Source organism: Pseudomonas sp. KU26590, from assembly GCF_026153515.1.
Taxonomy (GTDB): domain Bacteria; phylum Pseudomonadota; class Gammaproteobacteria; order Pseudomonadales; family Pseudomonadaceae; genus Aquipseudomonas.
The window spans coordinates 3,217,593-3,236,740 of record NZ_CP110644.1; the positions used below are offsets into that span (position 1 = coordinate 3,217,593).

Consider the following 19,148-nt stretch of genomic DNA (forward strand, 5'->3'; position numbering starts at 1 on the left):
GCCGGGAAGGGGCCAGTGGGTGCGCCGTAGATTTTGTGGTGTGAATGCCGACGTCTTCCCGGCTAAAGCCGGTCCTACAAGTGGCCGCGGTCATTCAGTCAGACTGCGGTCATTCAGTGAGACTTCGGTCGGTTATCAGCCTGCTACGCCACTTCGGCCGGGGCGCAGCGCAGGCAGTCGCGGCCTTCGCCCTTGGCGACGTAGAGGGCCTTGTCGGCCATGGCGATGAGCACTTCGGCGCTGGCCTGGGGTGCGCTGGCGAGGGCGACGCCCAGGCTGATGGTGACTCTGGCGCCATCGCCCTGCACAGGGTGAGGCACATTCAACGCGGCGACCGCTGCACGCAGGTTTTCCGCCAGCGCCCTGGCCTGGGCCGGGTGGGCGTGGGTCATGAGCACGAGGATTTCTTCGCCGCCAAACCGGAAGGTCAGGGCCCCGGCTTTATACGCGACGCGCTGGATCACGCCGCTGAGCAGTCGCAGGCAGGTGTCACCCTGCAGGTGCCCGTAGTTGTCGTTGTAGGATTTGAAGTGATCGATGTCCAGCAGGATGACCGCGACGTTCGTGGGCGTCTGCGCCGCGCGGTTCCACAGGGAGGCCAGTACCTCGCCCTGAAAGCGCCGGTTGAACAATTGCGTCAGCGAATCGATGCGCGCCAGTTCCACCAACTGCGATTGCAGCAACCGGCCGCGCAGTGCAAACAGATAACTCAAGCGGTTGCCGTGTTCCAGAAACCAAGACGCCATCATCAGCAACGCCGAGGTAGAGAAGAACAACAGCGCATTGGCCTGCCAGATCTGAAAGTCGGCGAAGTCTGCGAGGTAAGTGGTCACCAACTGGATGACCAGCATGCAGGCCATGGCCACCGCCGCAAAGCGCACCGGCACCTGCTGGATCACCGTGCAGTACACCATGATCAGCAGCATCCCCAACTGATAGTGCAAGCGAAACGGGCTTTCGCTGAAGATCATGACCACCAGCGGCATCACCGAACACATCACGGTGCCGATGGCGGCTGTTGCTTCGACAGTGCGCCGGTTGCTGGCCCGGCGCGCGAGGATCAACAGAACAATGAATATCGGGGTCATCAGGCAGACACGGCCCAGGGCCACGTAGACAAACATGTCGTTGAGGCTGAGCCAGTCACTGACCATAAACAGGTTGTAGATGAGGATGCCGCCAATGCCCACTGCGGTCAGAAACTGGCGGCGTTGCTCCAGTGTCTCGCCCTGGTAACGACGCTCCAGCGCCGGGCTGAAACGCAAACCGCGAAAGCGCGACGCGATGGTGCGATCGACCTCGGCAAGAAGTTGCGCGTCATTGGGACCAGGTCGATCGAGGACAAAGGAAAGCATGTTGCACCAAAGGGGTGGGTTACCGGATTGTGACATCACCAGTGATGCCTTAGTGCCATCATTTCGTCGGAGCGCTGGTTTCGCAAGGACTGACCGATCAAGCGTCAGGTTTGCGATGAACAGCGCTCCGTCTTGCCTCAGATACGGAAACTGCCCACCAATTGCGTCAAGCGCACCGACTGGCGCTCCAGATCGGAACAGGCGCGCAACGTGGCTTGCAGGTTTTCCACGCCTTCCTGGTTCAGCGTGTTGATTTCGGTAATGTCGACGTTGATGGCCTCGACCACCGAGGTCTGTTCCTCGGTAGCCGTGGCGACCGACTGGTTCATCGCGTCGATCTCGCCAATCCGCACGGTCACGCTTTCCAGGCTGGTGCCGGCCTGGTTGGCGATGCTCACGCTTTCATGGCTCTCGCGCTGGCTGTCGTTCATGATCGCCACCGCTTCACGGGCGCCGTGTTGCAGCTCCTCGATCATTTTCTGCACCTGGCTGGCCGACTCCTGAGTCCGGTGAGCGAGGCTGCGCACTTCGTCAGCCACCACCGCAAACCCGCGGCCGGCTTCCCCGGCCCGCGCCGCTTCGATGGCCGCGTTCAGCGCCAGCAAGTTGGTCTGCTGGGAGATGCCGGTGATGACTTCGAGAATCTGCCCGATGTTGGCGGTCTTGGTGTTGAGCTGTTCGATCTGCTCGCTGGCGCCGCTGATGCGCGTCGACAAACGGTTCATCGCCTGAATGTTCTGACCGACCACGGCCTGACCGTTGGAGGCCAGACTGCGGGCGTCGCTGGAATGCCCGGAGGCCATGGCGGCGTTCTGCGCGATTTCCTGCGCCGCTGCGCCCAGCTCGTTGATGGCCGCCGCCACACTGCTGGTGCGGTTCGCCTGCTGGTCGGAGTTCAGCATAGACGAGTTCGAGGCACTGACCACCCGCAGCGCGACTTCATTGAGCTGCACGGTGGAGGAGGCCACTTCGCGCATCGAGTCATGGATCCGCTCCACGAACAGGTTGAAGCCGTTGCCCAGGTAACCGAACTCGTCCTGGCTGAGGATTGCCAGGCGTTTGGTCAGGTCACCTTCGCCCGCCGCGATGTCATGCATGGCGCGGCCCATGGTGTTCAGCGGCCGCATCAGCACGTTGAGCAGCACGCCCAGCAGCACAATGATCAGCACCACGGCGATGATGGTGGCGACGATCGCCGAGTTACGGAAATCGCCCAGGGCGGCGTAGGCTTCGTTTTTGTCGACCGCGATGCCGACGTACCAATTGACCGACGGCAGACCGTCAACGTGAGCAAAGGTGACGACTTCGGTCTTGCCGGCGTGCTCGCTTTCGCTGACGTCCTCGGACAGGCGCGGCGTCGCGTTCGGGTAGACCTCGGCCAGCGTCTTCATCACCAGCGAGGTGTCCGGATGCACGAGGATGCGGCCGTTGGCGTCGACCAGGAAGGCATGGCCGTCGTTCTGCAGGCGCAGCGCGCTGATCATCTTCACCAGGACTTCCAGGCTCAGGTCGCCGCCCGCGACGCCGGCCACCCCGGAGGGGCCTTTGACCGGCGTGGCGATGGTCACGATCAGGCCTTTGGTGACCGCGTCCAGGTACGGCTCGGTCAGGGTGGTCTTGCCGGCCTTCAGCGCATCGGTGTACCAGGGGCGGGTGCGCGGATCGTAATCGCCGGGCATATCGTCAGGCGGTTGCGTCACGAACGAGCCATCGGCCTTGCCCAGGTAGATGCTCATGAACGTCGAGATCAGCGTCGGCTGACCGAGCAGGCGATTGAACACTTCAGGCGACGGCGACACGGCGGCGCCCTCGGCAACGTTTTCCACCAGCAGGATGCGTCCCGACATCCAGTTCTGGATATTACCGGCCGTACTCTCGCCCATCTGGTTCAGACTTTCCCTTAACTGATCGCGGATAGCAGTGCGTTGCAGATAGTCGTTGTAGAGGGTGAACAAGGTAAATGCAGCGATCACCACCAGCGAGGCCGCCAGCAGAATTTTGTGGCTGAATTTCAGGGATTTGGTCATGCGGTACGAGCCTTCAAACGATTGCAGGGAAAGGATTGCAGTTTGTCTGCCGGGCTATCGGCAGACGTCGAGATAGATGAATGGCATCCCGCGCAAACAGGCCTCTGTTTGACTGGATTTTGACAATCAGTCGTTGACGTGCGGACGACGCGCTACGCACGAAGCTCGGCAAATGGGCGCAACGGGAGGACTGAATGGGGGCGTGAAGCTTGCGGTTGGCAGCTTGCACGTACGAGCAGATCGTTATAGAGCTTCGCCGAGCAGGCGGAGGTTTGATGGTAGATCGTGAAAGGTCTGTGCCATTGATCAAAATAGTTGAGGCTCAGCAGCGCAAATATCCGCTTTTCCACCGTCTGTTTACGATCAACACTCTGACCACGTCATCGCTGACGTCCTACCCGTCTACAAGGATCGACCATGAGCCTCTCGCCATTTCATCTCGCCATTCCCGTCTACGACCTCGCCGCCGCGCGCCACTTCTACGGCGACGTGTTCGGTCTTTCCGAGGGCCGCTCCAGCGAACAATGGGTCGATTTCGACTTCTACGGCCACCAACTGGTCATCCACGAGCACCCGAAAACCACTTCCCAGGAATCCGTGCATTCCAACGCGGTGGACGGCCACGACGTGCCGGTGCCGCATTTCGGCATCATCTTGTACTGGGCGGAATGGGAAGCGCTGGCGGAACGTCTGCGCGCCCGCGAAACGAAGTTTGTGATCGAACCCTACATCCGCTTTCAGGGCCAGGTCGGCGAGCAGGCCACCATGTTTCTCTTCGACCCGTGCGGCAACGCGCTGGAATTCAAGGCGTTCAAGGACATGAGTCAGCTGTTCGCCAAATAATCCGGGCTTACCAACGGGCGCTTTCCACAGGCGCCCGTTTTCGTTAAAGCCGCACCGCGGCCATCTCAACTTACCTGTCCAGCGGCCGATAAACCTATTCAGCACTTCTTTAATGATCGGACCGGACTGGAATACATATGCTCACTGCGATGAACAGGATGCTGGAAAATATCAGCGTCAGATCCAAGCTGTCACTGGGCTTTGGCGCAGTGCTGGTGTTGACCCTATTGATAGCGTTGGCAGGTTGGTCCGGGATTGGCGGACTGAGTGAAAGGGGAGACCGGATTCTCGACATCGCAAAACTCAATGACCTGACGCGGGACACGCGCATCGCGCGCTTGTCCTACACGCTCAACTACGATGCAGAGCACGCCGCTGTGGTGGTCAAGGCGATGGACGACCTCGACAGTCACCTGGCGTACTGCCGCGACAATTTCGATTCGGCGCTGAATATTCCGCATATCCAGTCGGCGAATGAGGCGGTCAAGCACTATCGCACGCACTTCACCGATTACGTTCAATCGGTGCAGAAGCGCGAGGCCTCTCGTGGGGTTTTCGGCAGCAATGCGGATGCCGCGGTGGAGCAATTGCAGCAGATGGAAGCCGCTATTTCCGCGAACGGCGACGCTGTGCAGACCGCTGCGGTGGTGAAAGCGCAGGCCTTGGTGGAACAGGCGCGCTTTCAACTGCGCGGCTACACCTACAGCCTGAAGCCCGAGCTTGAAGCCCCGGCCAAAAAGGCGATCGCTGACGCCCGCGCCTACACCACGGTGCTTGGCCAGGCGCTGCCTGCGGCACAAAACGATGCCGTGCAGCGCCTCGGCTCGGCCCTCGATGCCTATCTGCTGACCGTGAGCCAGTTCAGTGAGGCCCAGGCCGGAGCTGCCAAGGCCCAGCTGGGCCTGAACGATGACATCGCCAGTCTGTTTGCCGCCAGTAACGCGCTGGCAAAAAATCAGGCCGTATTGCGTGGCGAAGACATGGACGCCGCTCGCAACCTGTTGGGTGGCGCGACGCTGGGTGCATTGCTGCTGGGCATTCTCGCGGCCTTGTTGATCACGCGCTTGATTGTTCTGCCGCTGAGGGACGCGCTGCGTACCGCCGAGCAGGTGGCCGGTGGCGACCTGACAAATGCCCGTGTGGTGACGCGCAATGACGAACTGGGCATGTTGCAACGCAGCATGGCGCGGATGACGGTCAACCTGCGCGAACTGATTGCCGGGTTGCGCAATGGCGTGACGCAGATCGCCAGCGCCGCCGAGGAGTTGTCAGCGATCACCGAGCAAACCAGTGCAGGCGTCAACAGCCAGAAGATCGAAACCGATCAGGTGGCAACGGCGATGAACGAAATGGCCGCCACCGTGCAGGAAGTTGCACGCAACGCGGAAAGCGCTTCCGAGGCCGCAGCCACTGCCACCCGTGAGGCCCGTGACGGTGACGAGGTGGTGCGTCAGGCCATCGACCAGATCGAGCGCCTGGCCACCGAAGTCGTGAACTCAACGGTGGCCATGGCGGATCTGAAAACCGAAAGCGGCAAAATTGGCAGCGTCCTCGACGTCATCAAGTCGGTCGCTCAACAGACCAACCTGCTGGCGCTGAACGCCGCCATCGAGGCTGCGCGGGCGGGCGAGGCAGGAAGGGGCTTTGCGGTGGTCGCCGACGAGGTGCGCAGCCTGGCCCAGCGCACCCAGTCTTCCACTGAAGAAATCGAGCAACTGATCACCGGTCTGCAAAGCGGCACGCAGCAGGTGGCAGGGATCCTCGAAAACAGCCGCGTGTTGACCGACAGCAGTGTCGAGCTGAGCCGTCGCGCCGGGGTGTCCCTGGGCGGCATCACCCGCTCGGTGTTGTCCATCGAGTCAATGAACCACCAGATCGCTGCTGCCGCTGAAGAGCAAAGCGCTGTCGCCGAAGAAATCAACCGCAGCGTGATCAGTGTTCGCGAAGTCTCCGAGCAAACATCGGCAGCCAGCGAACAGACCGCAGCTTCCAGTGTGGAACTCGCCCGGCTGGGCGTGCACCTGCAAACCCTGGTGGCGAAATTCAAGGTGTGACCGCGCGGCGCGCGCTGCCGTGACAGGCTATAGCGTCAGCGTCGGCGGGGGAGTGCGTCCACAACGCAGCTTCTGAACAATTCCAGCAGCGGCGTGTGCCGCTGCAGGTATTTGCTCACCAGCACGATCTCGCGGAAAAAGGTCATCTCGCCCAGATCGATGACCCGCACGTCCTGCGCATGTTCCAGCCACAATCCGGCCATGGGCACCAGCGCCACGCCGAGCCCGGCGCGGACCATCTTGACGATGGCGTCCAGCTCGTCGAGCTCCAGGGTTTGCCGCACCTCCAGCTTGCGCTCGCGCAGGAACCGGGTAACCCGGCGGCCGCCGAACGAGCGTTGATCGTAGCGAATAAAGGGATTGTCGGTCAGGATCTGCCGAGGGTCGTCGCCCTGCATGTCGGACGGCGTGATCAGCACAAACGGCTCCCTGGCAATCACCTCGGCGTGCAGCTCCTTGGGCAGGGCGAACGGCGGCTTGATCATGATCGCCAGGTCCAGCTCGCCGGCGTCCACCTGACTGAGCAGATTCAGCGACACCCCCGGCACCAGACTGGCTTCGATGAACGGCGCCTTGCTGCGCAGCGCGACCAGGGCTTGGGGCAAGATGCCGGTCTGCGCGGTGCTGATGGCGCCGATGCGCAGCGAACCCCGAAAGTCATTGGCGCTGTCGGGGCTGCCCATGCGCCCGAACAACTGCAGGATTTCTTCGGCCAGTGCCACGGCGCGCTGTCCGGCGGCATTCAACGTGGCGGCGCGGCCGGTGCGGTCGAACAGGGTGACGCCCAGGGTGTCTTCGAGGTTCTTGATCTGTGCGCTGACCGCCGATTGCGTCAGGCCGACCTCGCGTCCCGCCGCCGCGAAGGTGCCTCGGCGCGCCACGCAGACGAAGGTTTTCAACTCTCTGATCATCGTCAGGTCCTGGGAGGGGAATTCAAATCGGGCAGGGCGCATCGACAGGCGGCCGGCAGCGGATAGTAACCAGTGCCGTCGACAAATAAAATGCCGCCTCAATGGGCGGCATTTTTTATCGCGGGACGCTTAACGATAGCGTTCCAGCCAGTGGGCGTAAGGCGCAGGCAGGGTCCACGCGGCTTTGTCGACGCCCAGCTCCTTGGCGGCGAAATACGCCCAATGCGGGTCCGCCAAGTGCGCCCGGCCGATGGACACCAGGTCCAGCTGACCGTTTTGCACGGCGGCCTGAGCCAGTTGCGGATCGCCAAAACCCCATGCCGAGGTCACCGGGATACCGGCTTCGCGGCGTACGCGTTCGGCGACCGGGCCCATGAAGGCCGGGCCCCACGGAATGTTGGTTTCCGGGATGGTGAAGCCGACGCTGACGCTCAGCAGATCCAGACCGCCGGCCCTGAAGCGGCGCGCCAGTTCGATGGATTCGGTGAGGGTCTGCTCGTCACGGCCGTCGTACTCGATCACACCGAAGCGCGCAGTCAGGGGCAGGTTTTCCGGCCAGACTTCACGCACGGCGGCGAGGGTTTCCAGCAGGAAGCGGCTGCGGTTGTCGAAGCTGCCGCCGTAGGCGTCGGTGCGCTGGTTGGAGTGTTCGGAGAAGAAGCTCTGGCCCAGGTAACCGTGGGCAAAGTGCAGCTCGATCCACTCAAAGCCGGCTTCACGGGCGCGGCGTGCGGCGTCGACGAAGTCCTGCTTGACCCGGGCGATGTCGTCCAGGGTCATTTCCTGCGGGACTTTCGGCAGGTTGGCGCCAAAGGCGATGGCCGAGGGCGCGATGGTCTGCCAGCCACGGGCGTCATCGGCGGCCATGTGGTCGTCGCCTTCCCATGGACGGTTGGCGCTGGCCTTGCGACCGGCGTGGGCGATCTGGATGCCCGGGATCGAACCCGCGGCCTTGATCGCCTGCACGGCAGGGATGAATGCCTGGGCGTGCTCGTCGCTCCAGATACCGGCGCAACCCGGGGTGATGCGACCTTCAGGGGAGACGGCTGTGGCTTCGACGACCACCAGACCGGCGCCGCCGCGGGCCATGCTGGCGAGGTGAACGTGGTGCCAGTCGTTGATGACGCCGTTGTCTGCCACGTACTGACACATTGGAGGAATGGCGATGCGGTTACGCAGGGTCACGTCCTTCAGCGTGAAGGGTTCGAACAATGCAGACATGGAAATACTCCTGATGATTGAATTCGCTTGTTCGATAGTATTCGAAATATGGCGAAGGATGAAACCCCCCGCTATGATGCGCGGCATGCGCGCCTTCAAACATCCGTTACCCACCGAACTCACACTTGAGCGTTTGCTTTACGCTTTAAGTGACCCCGTGCGTCTCGACATCGTTCGCTGTCTTTCCTCGGTGGCCGAGGCGACTTGCGGTGAACTCGACGGCGGGCGACCCAAGTCCAGCATGTCCCATCACTTCCGGGTGCTGCGCGACGCGGGCCTGGTGCACACGCGTAACATCGGCACCACGCACTTGAACTCACTGCGCACCGAGGAGCTGGATGCGCGGTTTCCGGGATTGTTGCGCAGCATTCTGGCGCAGGCGTGAACCGGCGTTTTCAGACGCACGGGGCAGTCCGTTGCACAGCCTCAGCGCACACAAAAATGGCCCGATCTTGCGATCGGGCCATTTTATTTGCTCGCTTGAACCTGACGCTTAGACGGCGGTAACGATCTTCGCAACCGGCTGGGTACGACGACCCATTGCACCGGCACCTGCGGCGACAAGGGCGGAAACCACCAGGGTGAGCAGCAGGATCCAGGCGGCGCGGGAAATGTTTTTCGCCGCGACGTCCGCCGCTTCACGGGCTTTCTGTTCGGCCTGAGCTTTCAGCTCCTGGTACTTGGCGTAGGCCTGACGGTAGCTGGCCTGGGCCTGATCGACGATCTGATTGGCCTCGGCGTCGGTCTTGTTGCCACGGGCCTTGATCAGGTTGACGAAGGCCTGACGGTCAGCCGCGTCCCACGCCTGATCACCCTTGGCTTTCAGACGGTCCAGCAAGCCGCTCAGTTGCTCATCGGCCTGTTGTGGATCCTGGGCGCTGCGCTGTGCGGTGTTTTTCGCGTCTTGCTGGGTAGTGGCGACGTCCTGCTTGACTGTGTTCGGGTCCAGTTCAGGCTTGCCGGTCTGACGCATGGCTTGTTCGATCTCACCCTGAATGTCGTTCAAATTGAAGTCGATGCCCTGGGCACGCAGTTGCTCCTGAATCTGGCCGCCAACGGCCGGGGCCACTTGCGCGATACCGCTGCCCACTGCCGACAGGCCGCTGCCCGCCAGGTTCAGACCGCCACGTACCACGCCGGTCACGGCGCTGGAGACCAGATACACGCTGATCAGCGAAACGCTGGCCCAGACCAGAATGCCGTGGAAGGCGCCTTCACGATGGGCCAACCGGCCGGCGGCCCAGCCACCGACGAACAGGGAAATGACCATACTCACACCCAGCCAGATGCCGGCGCCTTTGCCCATGCCCGCCAGCGGGTCGGCTTCTTGCAGCGGGTCGATGCTGGCGCTGCCGATGGCGGTGCCCAGCAAGCTGAGCATGAGTGATACGACCAGTGCCAGTACGACACCGGCCAGAATGGCGCCCCAGGAAATACGTTTGAGCAAGGGGGCAACGGCAGTGCCTCGGTAGACGGGGTCGTCGTATCCAACGGGCGTTACTTGGTCATCGCGAATCATGATGTCAGTTCCTTTGGTCATTGGCAGAACGCAAGGATCCTTGCGTGTACTTCAATGACCCTCGCGGTTTTTAGTTAGTTTTACGCAGGCCGCAAATAAAATAGTGGCAAAAGGCCTAAACTTTAAAAGTTACGGAAAATCAAAGGGCTGCAAGCAGATCAAATTGGAATTAAAGCTATTCAGAATCGCGATAGGCGCCACTCCGGAGCCTGTCCTTAAATACCTCCCATTCCACCGTCGTGAATTTCTCCGAGACAGCTAGATGAACAGCCTCACAGCCGATGACCGAAGTCAGGTCACTCGCGAAGCCACCGTTACCTACTGGAAACACATCGTCCCGATCGTGCAGATCGCCTTCGCGATCCATGTGCTGCTGCTGGGTTTGTTCCTGCTTGTGGATGTGCCGGTGATGTGGATGACCAATGCGGTGAGCGTCACGGCCTACATCGCCTGTCTGCTGTCGATCAGGCGCCGCTTGTACCGCTGCGCCGGCATGCTCATCTGCATTGAAGTCATCATCCACGCCGCGATTGCCACCTGGTGTGTTGGCTGGGACAGCAACTTCTATCTCTACGTGTTCTGCATCGTGCCCATCATCGCCTTCGGCTTTCATTCGTCGCCTGTGCGGCGCAGGTGCCTGAACACGGCCGTGCTTATCGTTACGGTGGGCGGCTACGTCCTGCGCAACAAGGTGCCGGTGACCAGCATCAGCCCCCATGCGCAGGACCTTTTTGGCGCGGTCAATGCTTTGGCCGCGACGGCGCTGTTGCTGCACGTCACGGCGCTGTCGGTGCGCTTTAACCTGACCATGCACATGAACCTTTACCAGTCTGCCCACCGCGACAGCCTGACCAACCTCTACACCCGGCGCCGCGTGCTGCAGCGCTTGCGTCAGTTGGGCGGAGGTCGCCGCGAGATCCCCACGGCGCTGGTGCTGATCGACATCGATCACTTCAAACAGATCAACGACCAGCATGGCCACGACCTGGGCGACGTGGTGCTGCAGCAGGTGGCCGACGTCATCGCCAAGTGCGTACGCACCACCGACATCGCCGCGCGCTGGGGCGGCGAGGAGTTTCTGGTGTTGATGCCCAACACCCCCTTCGAGGACGCCCGGCTGATCGCCGAGCGAATTCTCACGCACATTCGCGAAGAGGTCGGGGAGATCAGGCAGATGAGCCTGAACCTCACGGCGACCCTTGCAGTGGCAACGTTGCAAGAGGGGGAGACCTTCCGGGATGCGCTTAACCGGGCGGATCAGCGCCTGTATGAAGGCAAGCAGGAGGGACGCAATCGGGTGATGCTGGCGGAGTGAGCGCGATCGCGGTCATGAATGCCTCCCCATGCGCCCGCTGAATGTAAATTCTCTGAAAAGGTGGGGCGCGTCGCTTGTTCCTGCCGATCACCCAAGGCTAAATGTCGCAACAATTCGAAACACCTCAATCCGAACTTCAGCCAGCCAGGCGGCGCCTGCTGCACAACCGCGGCTCGCCGCGCGCCTCGACGTTGCCTGGCGCAGCGGTTTGCTCGCCGTGGTGTACCGATCCGCCCGGTGACGCCGGCTGACGGCTTTACTTTTGTCCCTTGGCCACAAAGAAGTAACCCATGACCCAGATTTCGGCAGCCCGCTCACGAAAGCGCCTTGTCCTTGCGCTCCTCATAGCCGCAGCCGTTGGGGCTGTTTATGTCTACTACCGGCATGCCTCGAGCCAGACGCCAGCGACCGATGCTGGCGCCGCCGTTTCCGCCGGACCCGGCGGTCGCCACGCGGGTCCGGGCATGGCGGACCCCAACGCCGCCGTGAGCGTCGCGGTCGGCACGGCCAGTACAGCCGACGTTCCGGTGATTCAGCAGGCGCTGGGCACGGTCGTGCCCAACTACTCGGTCACCGTGACCAGCCGGGTAGACGGTGAGCTGATGGCCGTGTATTTCACCGAAGGGCAGTACGTCAAGAAAGGGCAGGTACTCGCGCAGATCGACCCCCGTGCCTACCAGGCCACGCTGGACCAGTACCTGGGCGACATGGCGCAGAACCAGGCGCTGCTCAAAAGCGCGCAACTGACCGCCGAACGCTACAAACGGCTGTTCGCCAAGGACTCCCTCGCCAAGCAAGACCTGGACACGCAGATGGCCACCGTCGGCCAGTACGCCGGGGCGGTGAAGGCGGATCAGGGCCAGATCGATGCGGCGAAACTCAATCTGGTGTACGCCAAAATCGTTTCGCCGATTGATGGCTACGTCGGCTTGCGTCTGGTGGACCCGGGCAACATCGTGGCATCCAGCAGCACCACCGGCATCGTCACCGTGACCCAGACCAACCCGATCGCGGTGACCTTCAGCCTGCCCCAGGCGCAATTGGCGACCCTGCTGCCCAAGGTCCGTAAAGGCGAGACCCTGAGCGTGCAGGCCCTCGATCAGTTGGGCAACACGCCGCTGGCCACGGGTGCGCTAAAATTCATCAGCAACGAAATCGACACCAGCACCGGCAGCATCAAACTGAAGGCGCTGTTCGATAACCCCGCCGAGAAGCTTTACCCCAACCAGTTCGTCAACGTGAAGCTGACCACCGACACCCTGCACAACGCTGTGGTGGTGCCGTCGGCCGCCGTGCAATTGAGCAGCGATGGCGAGTTTCTGTACGTGGTCAAGGACGGCAAGGTCGCCCGCCGCAGCGTCAAGGTCGGCCCGGCCCTCGGAGAACAGACGGTCATCAGCCAGGGCGTGGACAAAGGCGATCAGGTCGTCACCCGTGGCATTGATCATTTGCGTGACGGCAGCAAGGTGAACATCGAGGCGGAAAAACCGGCCGGCGCGGACGTCGCCACGACAAATGCCACCAAGCCGGCTGCCGGCAACGCTGCCCCATGAATCCCTCAAGACTGTTTATCCAGCGCCCGGTGGCAACAGTGCTGCTGATGCTCGCGGTGATGCTGGCCGGTATTTTCGCTTACCGCCTGCTGTCGACCTCGGCGCTGCCGGAAGTGGACTACCCGACCATCCAGGTCACCACGCTGTACCCCGGCGCGAGCTCCAGTGTGCTCGCGTCGGCGGTTACTGCGCCGCTGGAGCGCCAACTGGGGCAGATGTCGGGGCTGGCGCAGATGTATTCGACCAGTTCGGCAGGGGCGTCGGTGATTACCCTGAAGTTCTCCCTGGATTTGTCGCTGGACGTCGCCGAGCAGGAAGTGCAGGCGGCGATCAATGCCGCCGACAGCCTGCTGCCCACCGACCTGCCGAATCCGCCGACCTATAAAAAGGTCAACCCGGCCGACACCGCCGTGCTGACCCTCGCGGCGACGTCCGACAGCCTGCCGCTGACCCGTGTGCAGGATCTGGTCAACACCCGTGTCGCGCTCAAGCTCTCGCAGATTTCCGGCGTCGGCATGGTCAGCCTGGCGGGCGGTCAGCAGCCCGCCGTGAAGATCGAAGTCAACCCCACCAGCCTGGCGGCCCACGGCCTGACCCTGGAAGACGTCTACGACAAGGTCAACGCCGCCAACGTCAACGGTTCCAAGGGCGGCTTTGACGGCCCGTCGCACTCCATCACCATCGACGCCAATGACCAACTGCGCGATGCGGTGGAGTACGGCGAGCTGGTGCTGGCCTACGAGAACGGCGCCGCGCTGCGTCTCAAAGATGTCGCGACCACCTCCGAAGCGCCTCAGGATCAGTACCTGGGTGCGACGGCGAACGGGCAGCCGGCGATTGTCATCGCGGTCCAGCGCCAGCCGGGTGCCAACGTCATTGACGTGGTCGACAGCATCAAGCAGAAGCTGGCGACGCTGCAAACGGCCTTGCCCGACTCCGTCAAACTGACGGTCATCAGCGACCGGACCCAGACCATCCGCGCCTCGATCAAGGACGTGCAGATCGAGCTGCTGCTGTCCATCGGGCTGGTGGTGCTGGTGACCTTTGCGTTCCTCGGCAACTTCACCGCCACCCTGATCCCGAGCCTCGCGGTGCCGCTGTCGCTGATCGGCACGTTCGGCGTCATGTACCTGGCCGGCTTCAGCGTGAATAACCTGACGTTGATGGCGCTGACCATCGCCACCGGCTTCGTCATCGACGACGCCATTGTGGTGGTCGAGAACATTTCCCGTCACCTGGAGGAGGGCGAGGAGCCCATGGCGGCGGCGCTGAAAGGCTCCCAGGAAATCGGCTTCACGATCATTTCCCTGACCTTCTCGTTGATTGCCGTGCTGATCCCGCTGCTGTTCATGGGTGACGTGGTAGGGCGGCTGTTTCGCGAGTTCGCCATCACCCTGGCCGTGGCGATTCTGGTGTCGATGGTGGTGTCACTGACCCTCACGCCGATGCTTTGCGCACACCTGTTGCGGCACGTGCCTGAAGGCGAAAAAGGCCGCTTTGCGGCCTGGGGCGATCGCCAGTACCAAAAAGTGTTGAACGGCTACGACCGCGGTCTGGTGTGGGTGCTTGACCACCAGCGCCTGACGCTGCTGGTGGCCGTCGGCACCGTGGCGCTCACCGGCCTGCTCTATCTGGTGGTGCCGAAAGGCTTCTTCCCGACCCAGGACACGGGGCTGATTCAAGGCTTCACCCGCGCCTCACAGGACGTGTCCTTCAGCGAAATGGCCCGTCGTCAGCAGGCGATGGTTGAAGTCGTGCGACAGGACCCGGCGGTGGAGTCGGTGTCGTCCACCATCGGCGTCGACGGCAGCAATGACTCGTTGAACAACGGCCGTCTGCAGATCGGCCTCAAGCCCTTCGACGAGCGTGCCGACACCGCGACCCAGGTCATCACCCGGCTGGAGAAATCCGCCAGTGGGGTGTCCGGGATTCAGCTGCATCTGGTCTCGTCCCAGGACCTCACCGTCGATGACCAGCTAACCCCGAGCCAGTACCAGTTCACCCTCGACGACTCGGAAAGCGCCAACCTGTCGACGCTGACGCCGCGGCTGATCGAGAAATTGCAGCACCGCCCGGAAATGCGCGACGTCGTCGACAACCTGCAGGACCAGGGCCTAGTGGCGTACGTCGAGCTCAATCGGGCAGCGGCCATGCGCTACGGCATCAGCGCCTCCGACGTTGATACCGCGTTGTACAACGCCTTCGGCCAGCGCCTGATTTCAACCATTTTCACCCAGTCCAACCAGTACCGCGTGGTGCTGCAGGTGCCGGGCCAGTTCCAGCAATCCCTGGCGGCGTTCGACAACATCTATCTGGCGGCGGCGACCGGTTCTACCTCGACGACGGCCAGCACGACATCGGGCACGTCGTCGAGCACCACCATCCAGAGCACGTCGTCGAGTTCGACCACCACCACAGGCACGGCGGCGCAAATGGTCCGCCTGACCGACATCGCCAAGGTCGGCCAACGCACCGGTTCGCTGTCCCTCAGCCGTCTGGATCAGTTTCCGGCGGTAACGGTGTCGTTCAACCTGGCAGACGGTTATTCCCTGGAGCAGGCGCAACAGGCGATCAGCGAGGTGATGACCGAGCTGAACGCGCCGAGCAGCATCACGCTGCGTTATCAGGGCGCTGCCGAGGCGTTCCAGACCGCCACGGGCAACACGCTGTGGCTGATCCTGGCAGCGCTGGTCACCATGTACATCGTGCTGGGCATGCTTTACGAGAGCTTCATCCACCCGGTCACGATTCTCTCGACGTTGCCCTCGGCGGCGATCGGTGCCTTGCTGGCGTTGCTGCTGACCGGGACCGAATTCAGCCTGATCGCGCTGATCGGCGTGGTGCTGTTGATCGGCATCGTGAAGAAGAACGCGATCATGATGATCGACTTCGCCCTTGAGGGTCGTCAGCACCAGCGCCTCAACGCGCGGGACGCCATTCACCGGGCGGCGCTGCTGCGCTTGCGACCGATCCTGATGACCACGCTGGCGGCGCTGTTCGGGGCGCTGCCGCTGATGCTCGCCACGGGGGCCGGGGCTGAGCTGCGTCGGCCGCTGGGGCTGGTGATTGTCGGCGGGCTGTTGCTCAGCCAGGTGCTGACGCTGTTCACCACGCCGGTGATCTACCTGATGTTTGATCGCCTGTCCGAGCGGGCCAGGGCGCGCTTCACGCGGGGGAGCACGCGGGGCAGCGCTCGTGGAAGTACCGGGGACGGCGATCAGGGCAGTGCGCGGCCATGAATCTGTCGCGCATTTTTATCCGCCGTCCGGTGGCGACGCTGTTGCTGAGCCTGAGCATCACCCTGGCGGGGATTCTCGGTTACATGCTGCTGCCGGTGGCGCCGCTGCCCCAGGTGGATTTCCCGACGATCATGGTCAGTGCCTCGCTGCCCGGTGCCAGCCCGGAGACCATGGCCGCCACGGTGGCCACGCCGCTGGAGCGCAGTCTCGGGCAGATCGCCGGCATCACCGAGATGACGTCCACCAGCAGCCAGGGCTCCACCACCCTGATCCTGCAATTCGAGCTCGACCGCGACATCAACGGCGCCGCCCGGGATGTGCAGGCCGGCATCAATGCCGCGCGCAGTCTGCTGCCCAGTTCCATGCCCTCGCTGCCCACGTACCGCAAAGCCAACCCGTCCGAGGCGCCGGTGCTGATGCTGGCGCTGACCTCATCGACGCGCAGCCCCGGCGAACTCTACGACCTGGCCTACAGCAAGTTGCAGCAGAAGATCGCCCAGGTGAACGGCGTGGGCGAGGTGTCGGTGCGCGGCGGCGCCTTGCCGGCCGTGCGCATCGACGTGCAGCCCAACCTGCTCAACCATGCCGGTATTTCCCTGGAGGCCGTGCGGCAGACGATCAACGACGCCACCAAGGCCAAGCCCAAAGGCATTTTGCAGGGTGAGGGGCAGAGCTGGGTGATTGACGGCAATGACCAGATCGACAAGGCCGCCGATTACCAGGACCTGGTCATCACCTACCAGAACGGCGCCGCTGTGCGTCTGCGCGATGTGGCCAATGTCTACGACTCGGTGGAGGACACCTTTGTCGGCGGCTATTACAACGGCCAGCCCTCGGTGACGCTGGGCGTGACCCGTCAGGCCGGCGCCAACATGCTCAAGACCATCGACAGCATCAAAGCGCTGATGCCCGAGTTGCAGCGCGAGATCCCGGGTGACGTGCAACTGATCAGCGTCATCGACCGTGGCCCGACGGTGCGTTCGTCCTTGCATGACACCGAAGAAACCCTGCTGATCGCCACCTTGCTGGTGATCGCCGTGGTCTTCGTGTTTTTGCGCAACCTGCGCGCGACGCTGATTCCGGCGGTGGTGCTGCCAGTGTCGCTGATTGGCACCTGCTCGATCATGTACCTGCTCGGTTATAGCCTCGATAACCTGTCGCTGATGGCGCTGATCATCTGCACCGGTTTTGTGGTGGATGACGCGATCGTGGTGCTGGAAAACATCGCGCGCTATCAGGAACAGGGCATGCGTCCGCTGCGTGCGGCGCTGATGGGCACCCGCGAAGTCGGCTTTACGGTGCTGTCCATGACCCTGTCGCTGATCGCCGTGTTCATCCCGATCCTGCTGATGGGCAGCATTGTCGGGCGGCTGTTCCGGGAGTTCGCGGTGACCTTGAGCATCGCTCTGGGCCTGTCGATGCTGGTGTCGCTGAGCCTGACCCCGGTGCTGTGTGTCCTGCTGCTGCGCCAGCCCGCCCATGATGCCCGCGAGCCGCGGCTTTATCGCTGGATTGAAGCCGGGATTGCGCGGATGCAGGGCGCTTATCTCACGGCCTTGGCCTGGGTCATGCGCCATCGGCTGTTGACCATGTTCAGCCTGCTGCTGACCGTGGGGCTCAACGTGTATCTCTACGCCACGGTGCCAAAAGGGTTTTTCCCGGCCCAGGACACAGGTGTGCTGATGGGTGCCGTGCGCGCCGATCAGAACATTTCATTCCAGGCGCTCAAGCCGCACCTGATGCAGATCGCCCATGACCTGGCGGCTGACCCGGACGTTGAGGCGGTGATGTCATCCACCGGCAGCGGGCGGGCAGGGTCGCGCAACACCGGCGACTTCTTCATTCGGCTCAAGGACTACAAACAGCGCACCAGCAGCGCGGCGGCGGTGGCGAACCGGTTGACCCGGGCAAATAACAAGGTGGCGGGGATTCAGGTGTTCCTGATGCCCGCCGAGGACATCCGTGTCGGCGGGCGCAGCGCCAACGCCACCTATCAGTTCAGCCTGCAGGCCGACGATCTGGACCTGCTGCGGGTGTGGGAACCGAAGGTCGAGGCGGCACTGCGTGCATTGCCGCAACTGACCGGCATCGACTCCGATTCCCAGACCGGCGGCCAGGAGATGAAACTGCACATCGACCGCGCCGCCGCCAGTCGTCTGGGGGTCAGCGTCAGCGACATCGACAACCTGCTGAACAACGCCTACAGCCAGCGGCAGGTGGCGACGCTGTACAAAACCCTGAACCAGTACCACGTCATCATGGGGCTGGACCCGGTGTACACCCAGGACGCGACGATGCTCGACCGCATGTATGTGATCAATGCCGATAACCAGCAAGTGCCGCTGACCGCGTTTGCCACCTTCAGCCCGGACAATGCGCCGCTGGCCGTGGCGCATCAGGGCCAGTCGGCGACCAGCACCATCGCGTTCAATCTGCAGGATGGCGTCTCCCTGGAGCAGGCCACGGCCGCCATTAATGCGGCCGTCGACAAGGTCGGCTTGCCCCGTGACATCCAGTACGGATTCGCCGGCACAGCCCAGGCTTTCGCCGCGCTCGCGGCCAGCATGCCGTGGTTGATCGGGGCGGCGTTGCTGGCGGTGTACATCGTGCTAGGTGTGCTCTACGAGAGTTACATCCACCCGCTGACGATTCTGTCGACCTTGCCGTCGGCGGGGGTTGGCGCCTTGCTGCTGCTCAAGGCGGTGAACATGCAACTGACGGTGATCGCCCTGATCGGCATTCTGTTGCTGATCGGCATCGTCAAAAAGAACGCCATCATGATGATCGACTTCGCCCTGATGGCCGAGCGCGACCGCAAGATGACGCCGGAACAGGCCATCATCGAAGCCTGCCGCATGCGCTTCCGGCCCATCATGATGACCACGCTGGCCGCCTTTTTCGGCGCTTTACCGCTTGCCCTCGGCAGCGGCGGCGATGCCGACCTGCGCAAACCGCTGGGTGTCGCGATCGCCGGCGGTCTGGTGCTGAGCCAGTTGCTGACCCTGTTTACCACCCCGGTGGTGTACCTCTATCTCGATCGCCTGAGCCGTGCTTCGCGGCATTTCTGGCACACGCGTATCCGCCGCACTCACGTGCCCGGCTGACTGACAA

At 62.7% G+C, this 19,148-nt stretch carries 12 protein-coding genes and 1 pseudogene; 7 read left to right on the forward strand and 6 right to left on the reverse strand.

Annotated elements, in window-relative coordinates:
• Positions 1–143: 143 nt before the first annotated feature.
• From OKW98_RS13990 to OKW98_RS27510, 3 genes and pseudogenes are all read right to left on the reverse strand, one after another.
• Complete coding sequence (locus tag OKW98_RS13990; RefSeq protein ID WP_265385273.1) at positions 144–1,355, reverse strand: sensor domain-containing diguanylate cyclase; 1,212 nt, start codon at positions 1,353–1,355, stop codon at positions 144–146.
• A 137-nt stretch (positions 1,356–1,492) separates the two neighbouring features.
• Positions 1,493–2,332, reverse strand: a complete 840-nt coding sequence (locus OKW98_RS27505) for a methyl-accepting chemotaxis protein (RefSeq protein ID WP_416148471.1) — start codon at positions 2,330–2,332, stop codon at positions 1,493–1,495.
• A gap of 63 nt (positions 2,333–2,395) precedes the next feature.
• A pseudogene (locus tag OKW98_RS27510) lies at positions 2,396–3,382 on the reverse strand (cache domain-containing protein); the annotation flags it as partial.
• Positions 3,383–3,799: 417 nt separating this feature from the next.
• On the opposite strand from OKW98_RS27510, the gene OKW98_RS14000 reads away from it, so the two are divergent.
• A complete protein-coding gene (locus OKW98_RS14000; protein WP_265385275.1) occupies positions 3,800–4,225 on the forward strand; it encodes a VOC family protein in 426 nt (141 codons plus the stop codon).
• A 158-nt stretch (positions 4,226–4,383) separates the two neighbouring features.
• Entirely contained in the window at positions 4,384–6,279 is a 1,896-nt protein-coding gene (locus tag OKW98_RS14005; RefSeq protein ID WP_416148473.1) for a HAMP domain-containing methyl-accepting chemotaxis protein, read from the forward strand.
• A gap of 35 nt (positions 6,280–6,314) precedes the next feature.
• On the opposite strand, the gene OKW98_RS14010 is transcribed toward OKW98_RS14005, so the two are convergent.
• The gene (locus OKW98_RS14010) at positions 6,315–7,190 is read right to left on the reverse strand and encodes a LysR family transcriptional regulator (RefSeq protein ID WP_265385277.1); all 876 of its coding nucleotides are present in this window, start codon (positions 7,188–7,190) and stop codon (positions 6,315–6,317) included.
• A 129-nt stretch (positions 7,191–7,319) separates the two neighbouring features.
• Entirely contained in the window at positions 7,320–8,411 is a 1,092-nt protein-coding gene (locus tag OKW98_RS14015; protein WP_265385278.1) for an NADH:flavin oxidoreductase/NADH oxidase, read from the reverse strand.
• 85 nt (positions 8,412–8,496) lie between these two features.
• On the opposite strand from OKW98_RS14015, the gene OKW98_RS14020 reads away from it, so the two are divergent.
• A complete protein-coding gene (locus tag OKW98_RS14020; RefSeq protein ID WP_265389731.1) occupies positions 8,497–8,796 on the forward strand; it encodes an ArsR/SmtB family transcription factor in 300 nt (99 codons plus the stop codon).
• A gap of 108 nt (positions 8,797–8,904) precedes the next feature.
• Here the strand turns inward: OKW98_RS14020 and OKW98_RS14025 are convergent, their stop codons facing one another.
• Positions 8,905–9,930, reverse strand: a complete 1,026-nt coding sequence (locus OKW98_RS14025; protein WP_265385279.1) for a YrzE family protein — start codon at positions 9,928–9,930, stop codon at positions 8,905–8,907.
• A gap of 262 nt (positions 9,931–10,192) precedes the next feature.
• Between OKW98_RS14025 and OKW98_RS14030 the strand changes: the two genes are divergently transcribed.
• From OKW98_RS14030 to OKW98_RS14045, 4 genes are all read left to right on the forward strand, one after another.
• Entirely contained in the window at positions 10,193–11,245 is a 1,053-nt protein-coding gene (locus OKW98_RS14030) for a GGDEF domain-containing protein (protein ID WP_265385280.1), read from the forward strand.
• Between the two features lie 464 nt (positions 11,246–11,709).
• Positions 11,710–12,798, forward strand: coding sequence for an efflux RND transporter periplasmic adaptor subunit (locus tag OKW98_RS14035; protein WP_265385281.1), 1,089 nt, complete (start codon positions 11,710–11,712; stop codon positions 12,796–12,798).
• On the forward strand, positions 12,795–16,037 hold the full coding sequence (locus OKW98_RS14040) for an efflux RND transporter permease subunit (protein ID WP_265385282.1): 3,243 nt from the start codon (positions 12,795–12,797) through the stop codon (positions 16,035–16,037). The genes OKW98_RS14035 and OKW98_RS14040 overlap by 4 nt, the downstream gene beginning before the upstream one ends.
• Positions 16,034–19,141 carry an efflux RND transporter permease subunit gene (locus OKW98_RS14045; protein ID WP_265385283.1) on the forward strand — a complete coding sequence of 1,036 codons (3,108 nt, stop codon included), beginning with the start codon at positions 16,034–16,036 and terminating at the stop codon, positions 19,139–19,141. The genes OKW98_RS14040 and OKW98_RS14045 overlap by 4 nt, the downstream gene beginning before the upstream one ends.
• The last annotated feature ends 7 nt before the right edge of the window (positions 19,142–19,148 follow it).

What these genes read in the sequence shown, in the direction of transcription:
- OKW98_RS14010 (WP_265385277.1), bottom strand. Translation starts at nt 7,190, where the DNA reads ATGATCAGAGAGTTGAAAACCTTCGTCTGCGTGGCGCGCCGAGGCACC.
- OKW98_RS14045 (WP_265385283.1), top strand. Translation starts at nt 16,034, where the DNA reads ATGAATCTGTCGCGCATTTTTATCCGCCGTCCGGTGGCGACGCTGTTG.
- OKW98_RS14020 (WP_265389731.1), top strand. Translation starts at nt 8,497, where the DNA reads ATGCGCGCCTTCAAACATCCGTTACCCACCGAACTCACACTTGAGCGT.
- OKW98_RS14025 (WP_265385279.1), bottom strand. Translation starts at nt 9,930, where the DNA reads ATGATTCGCGATGACCAAGTAACGCCCGTTGGATACGACGACCCCGTC.
- OKW98_RS14015 (WP_265385278.1), bottom strand. Translation starts at nt 8,411, where the DNA reads ATGTCTGCATTGTTCGAACCCTTCACGCTGAAGGACGTGACCCTGCGT.
- OKW98_RS14000 (WP_265385275.1), top strand. Translation starts at nt 3,800, where the DNA reads ATGAGCCTCTCGCCATTTCATCTCGCCATTCCCGTCTACGACCTCGCC.
- OKW98_RS14035 (WP_265385281.1), top strand. Translation starts at nt 11,710, where the DNA reads ATGGCGGACCCCAACGCCGCCGTGAGCGTCGCGGTCGGCACGGCCAGT.
- OKW98_RS27505 (WP_416148471.1), bottom strand. Translation starts at nt 2,332, where the DNA reads ATGCGCGAAGTGGCCTCCTCCACCGTGCAGCTCAATGAAGTCGCGCTG.
- OKW98_RS14005 (WP_416148473.1), top strand. Translation starts at nt 4,384, where the DNA reads ATGCTGGAAAATATCAGCGTCAGATCCAAGCTGTCACTGGGCTTTGGC.
- OKW98_RS13990 (WP_265385273.1), bottom strand. Translation starts at nt 1,355, where the DNA reads ATGCTTTCCTTTGTCCTCGATCGACCTGGTCCCAATGACGCGCAACTT.
- OKW98_RS14040 (WP_265385282.1), top strand. Translation starts at nt 12,795, where the DNA reads ATGAATCCCTCAAGACTGTTTATCCAGCGCCCGGTGGCAACAGTGCTG.
- OKW98_RS14030 (WP_265385280.1), top strand. Translation starts at nt 10,193, where the DNA reads ATGAACAGCCTCACAGCCGATGACCGAAGTCAGGTCACTCGCGAAGCC.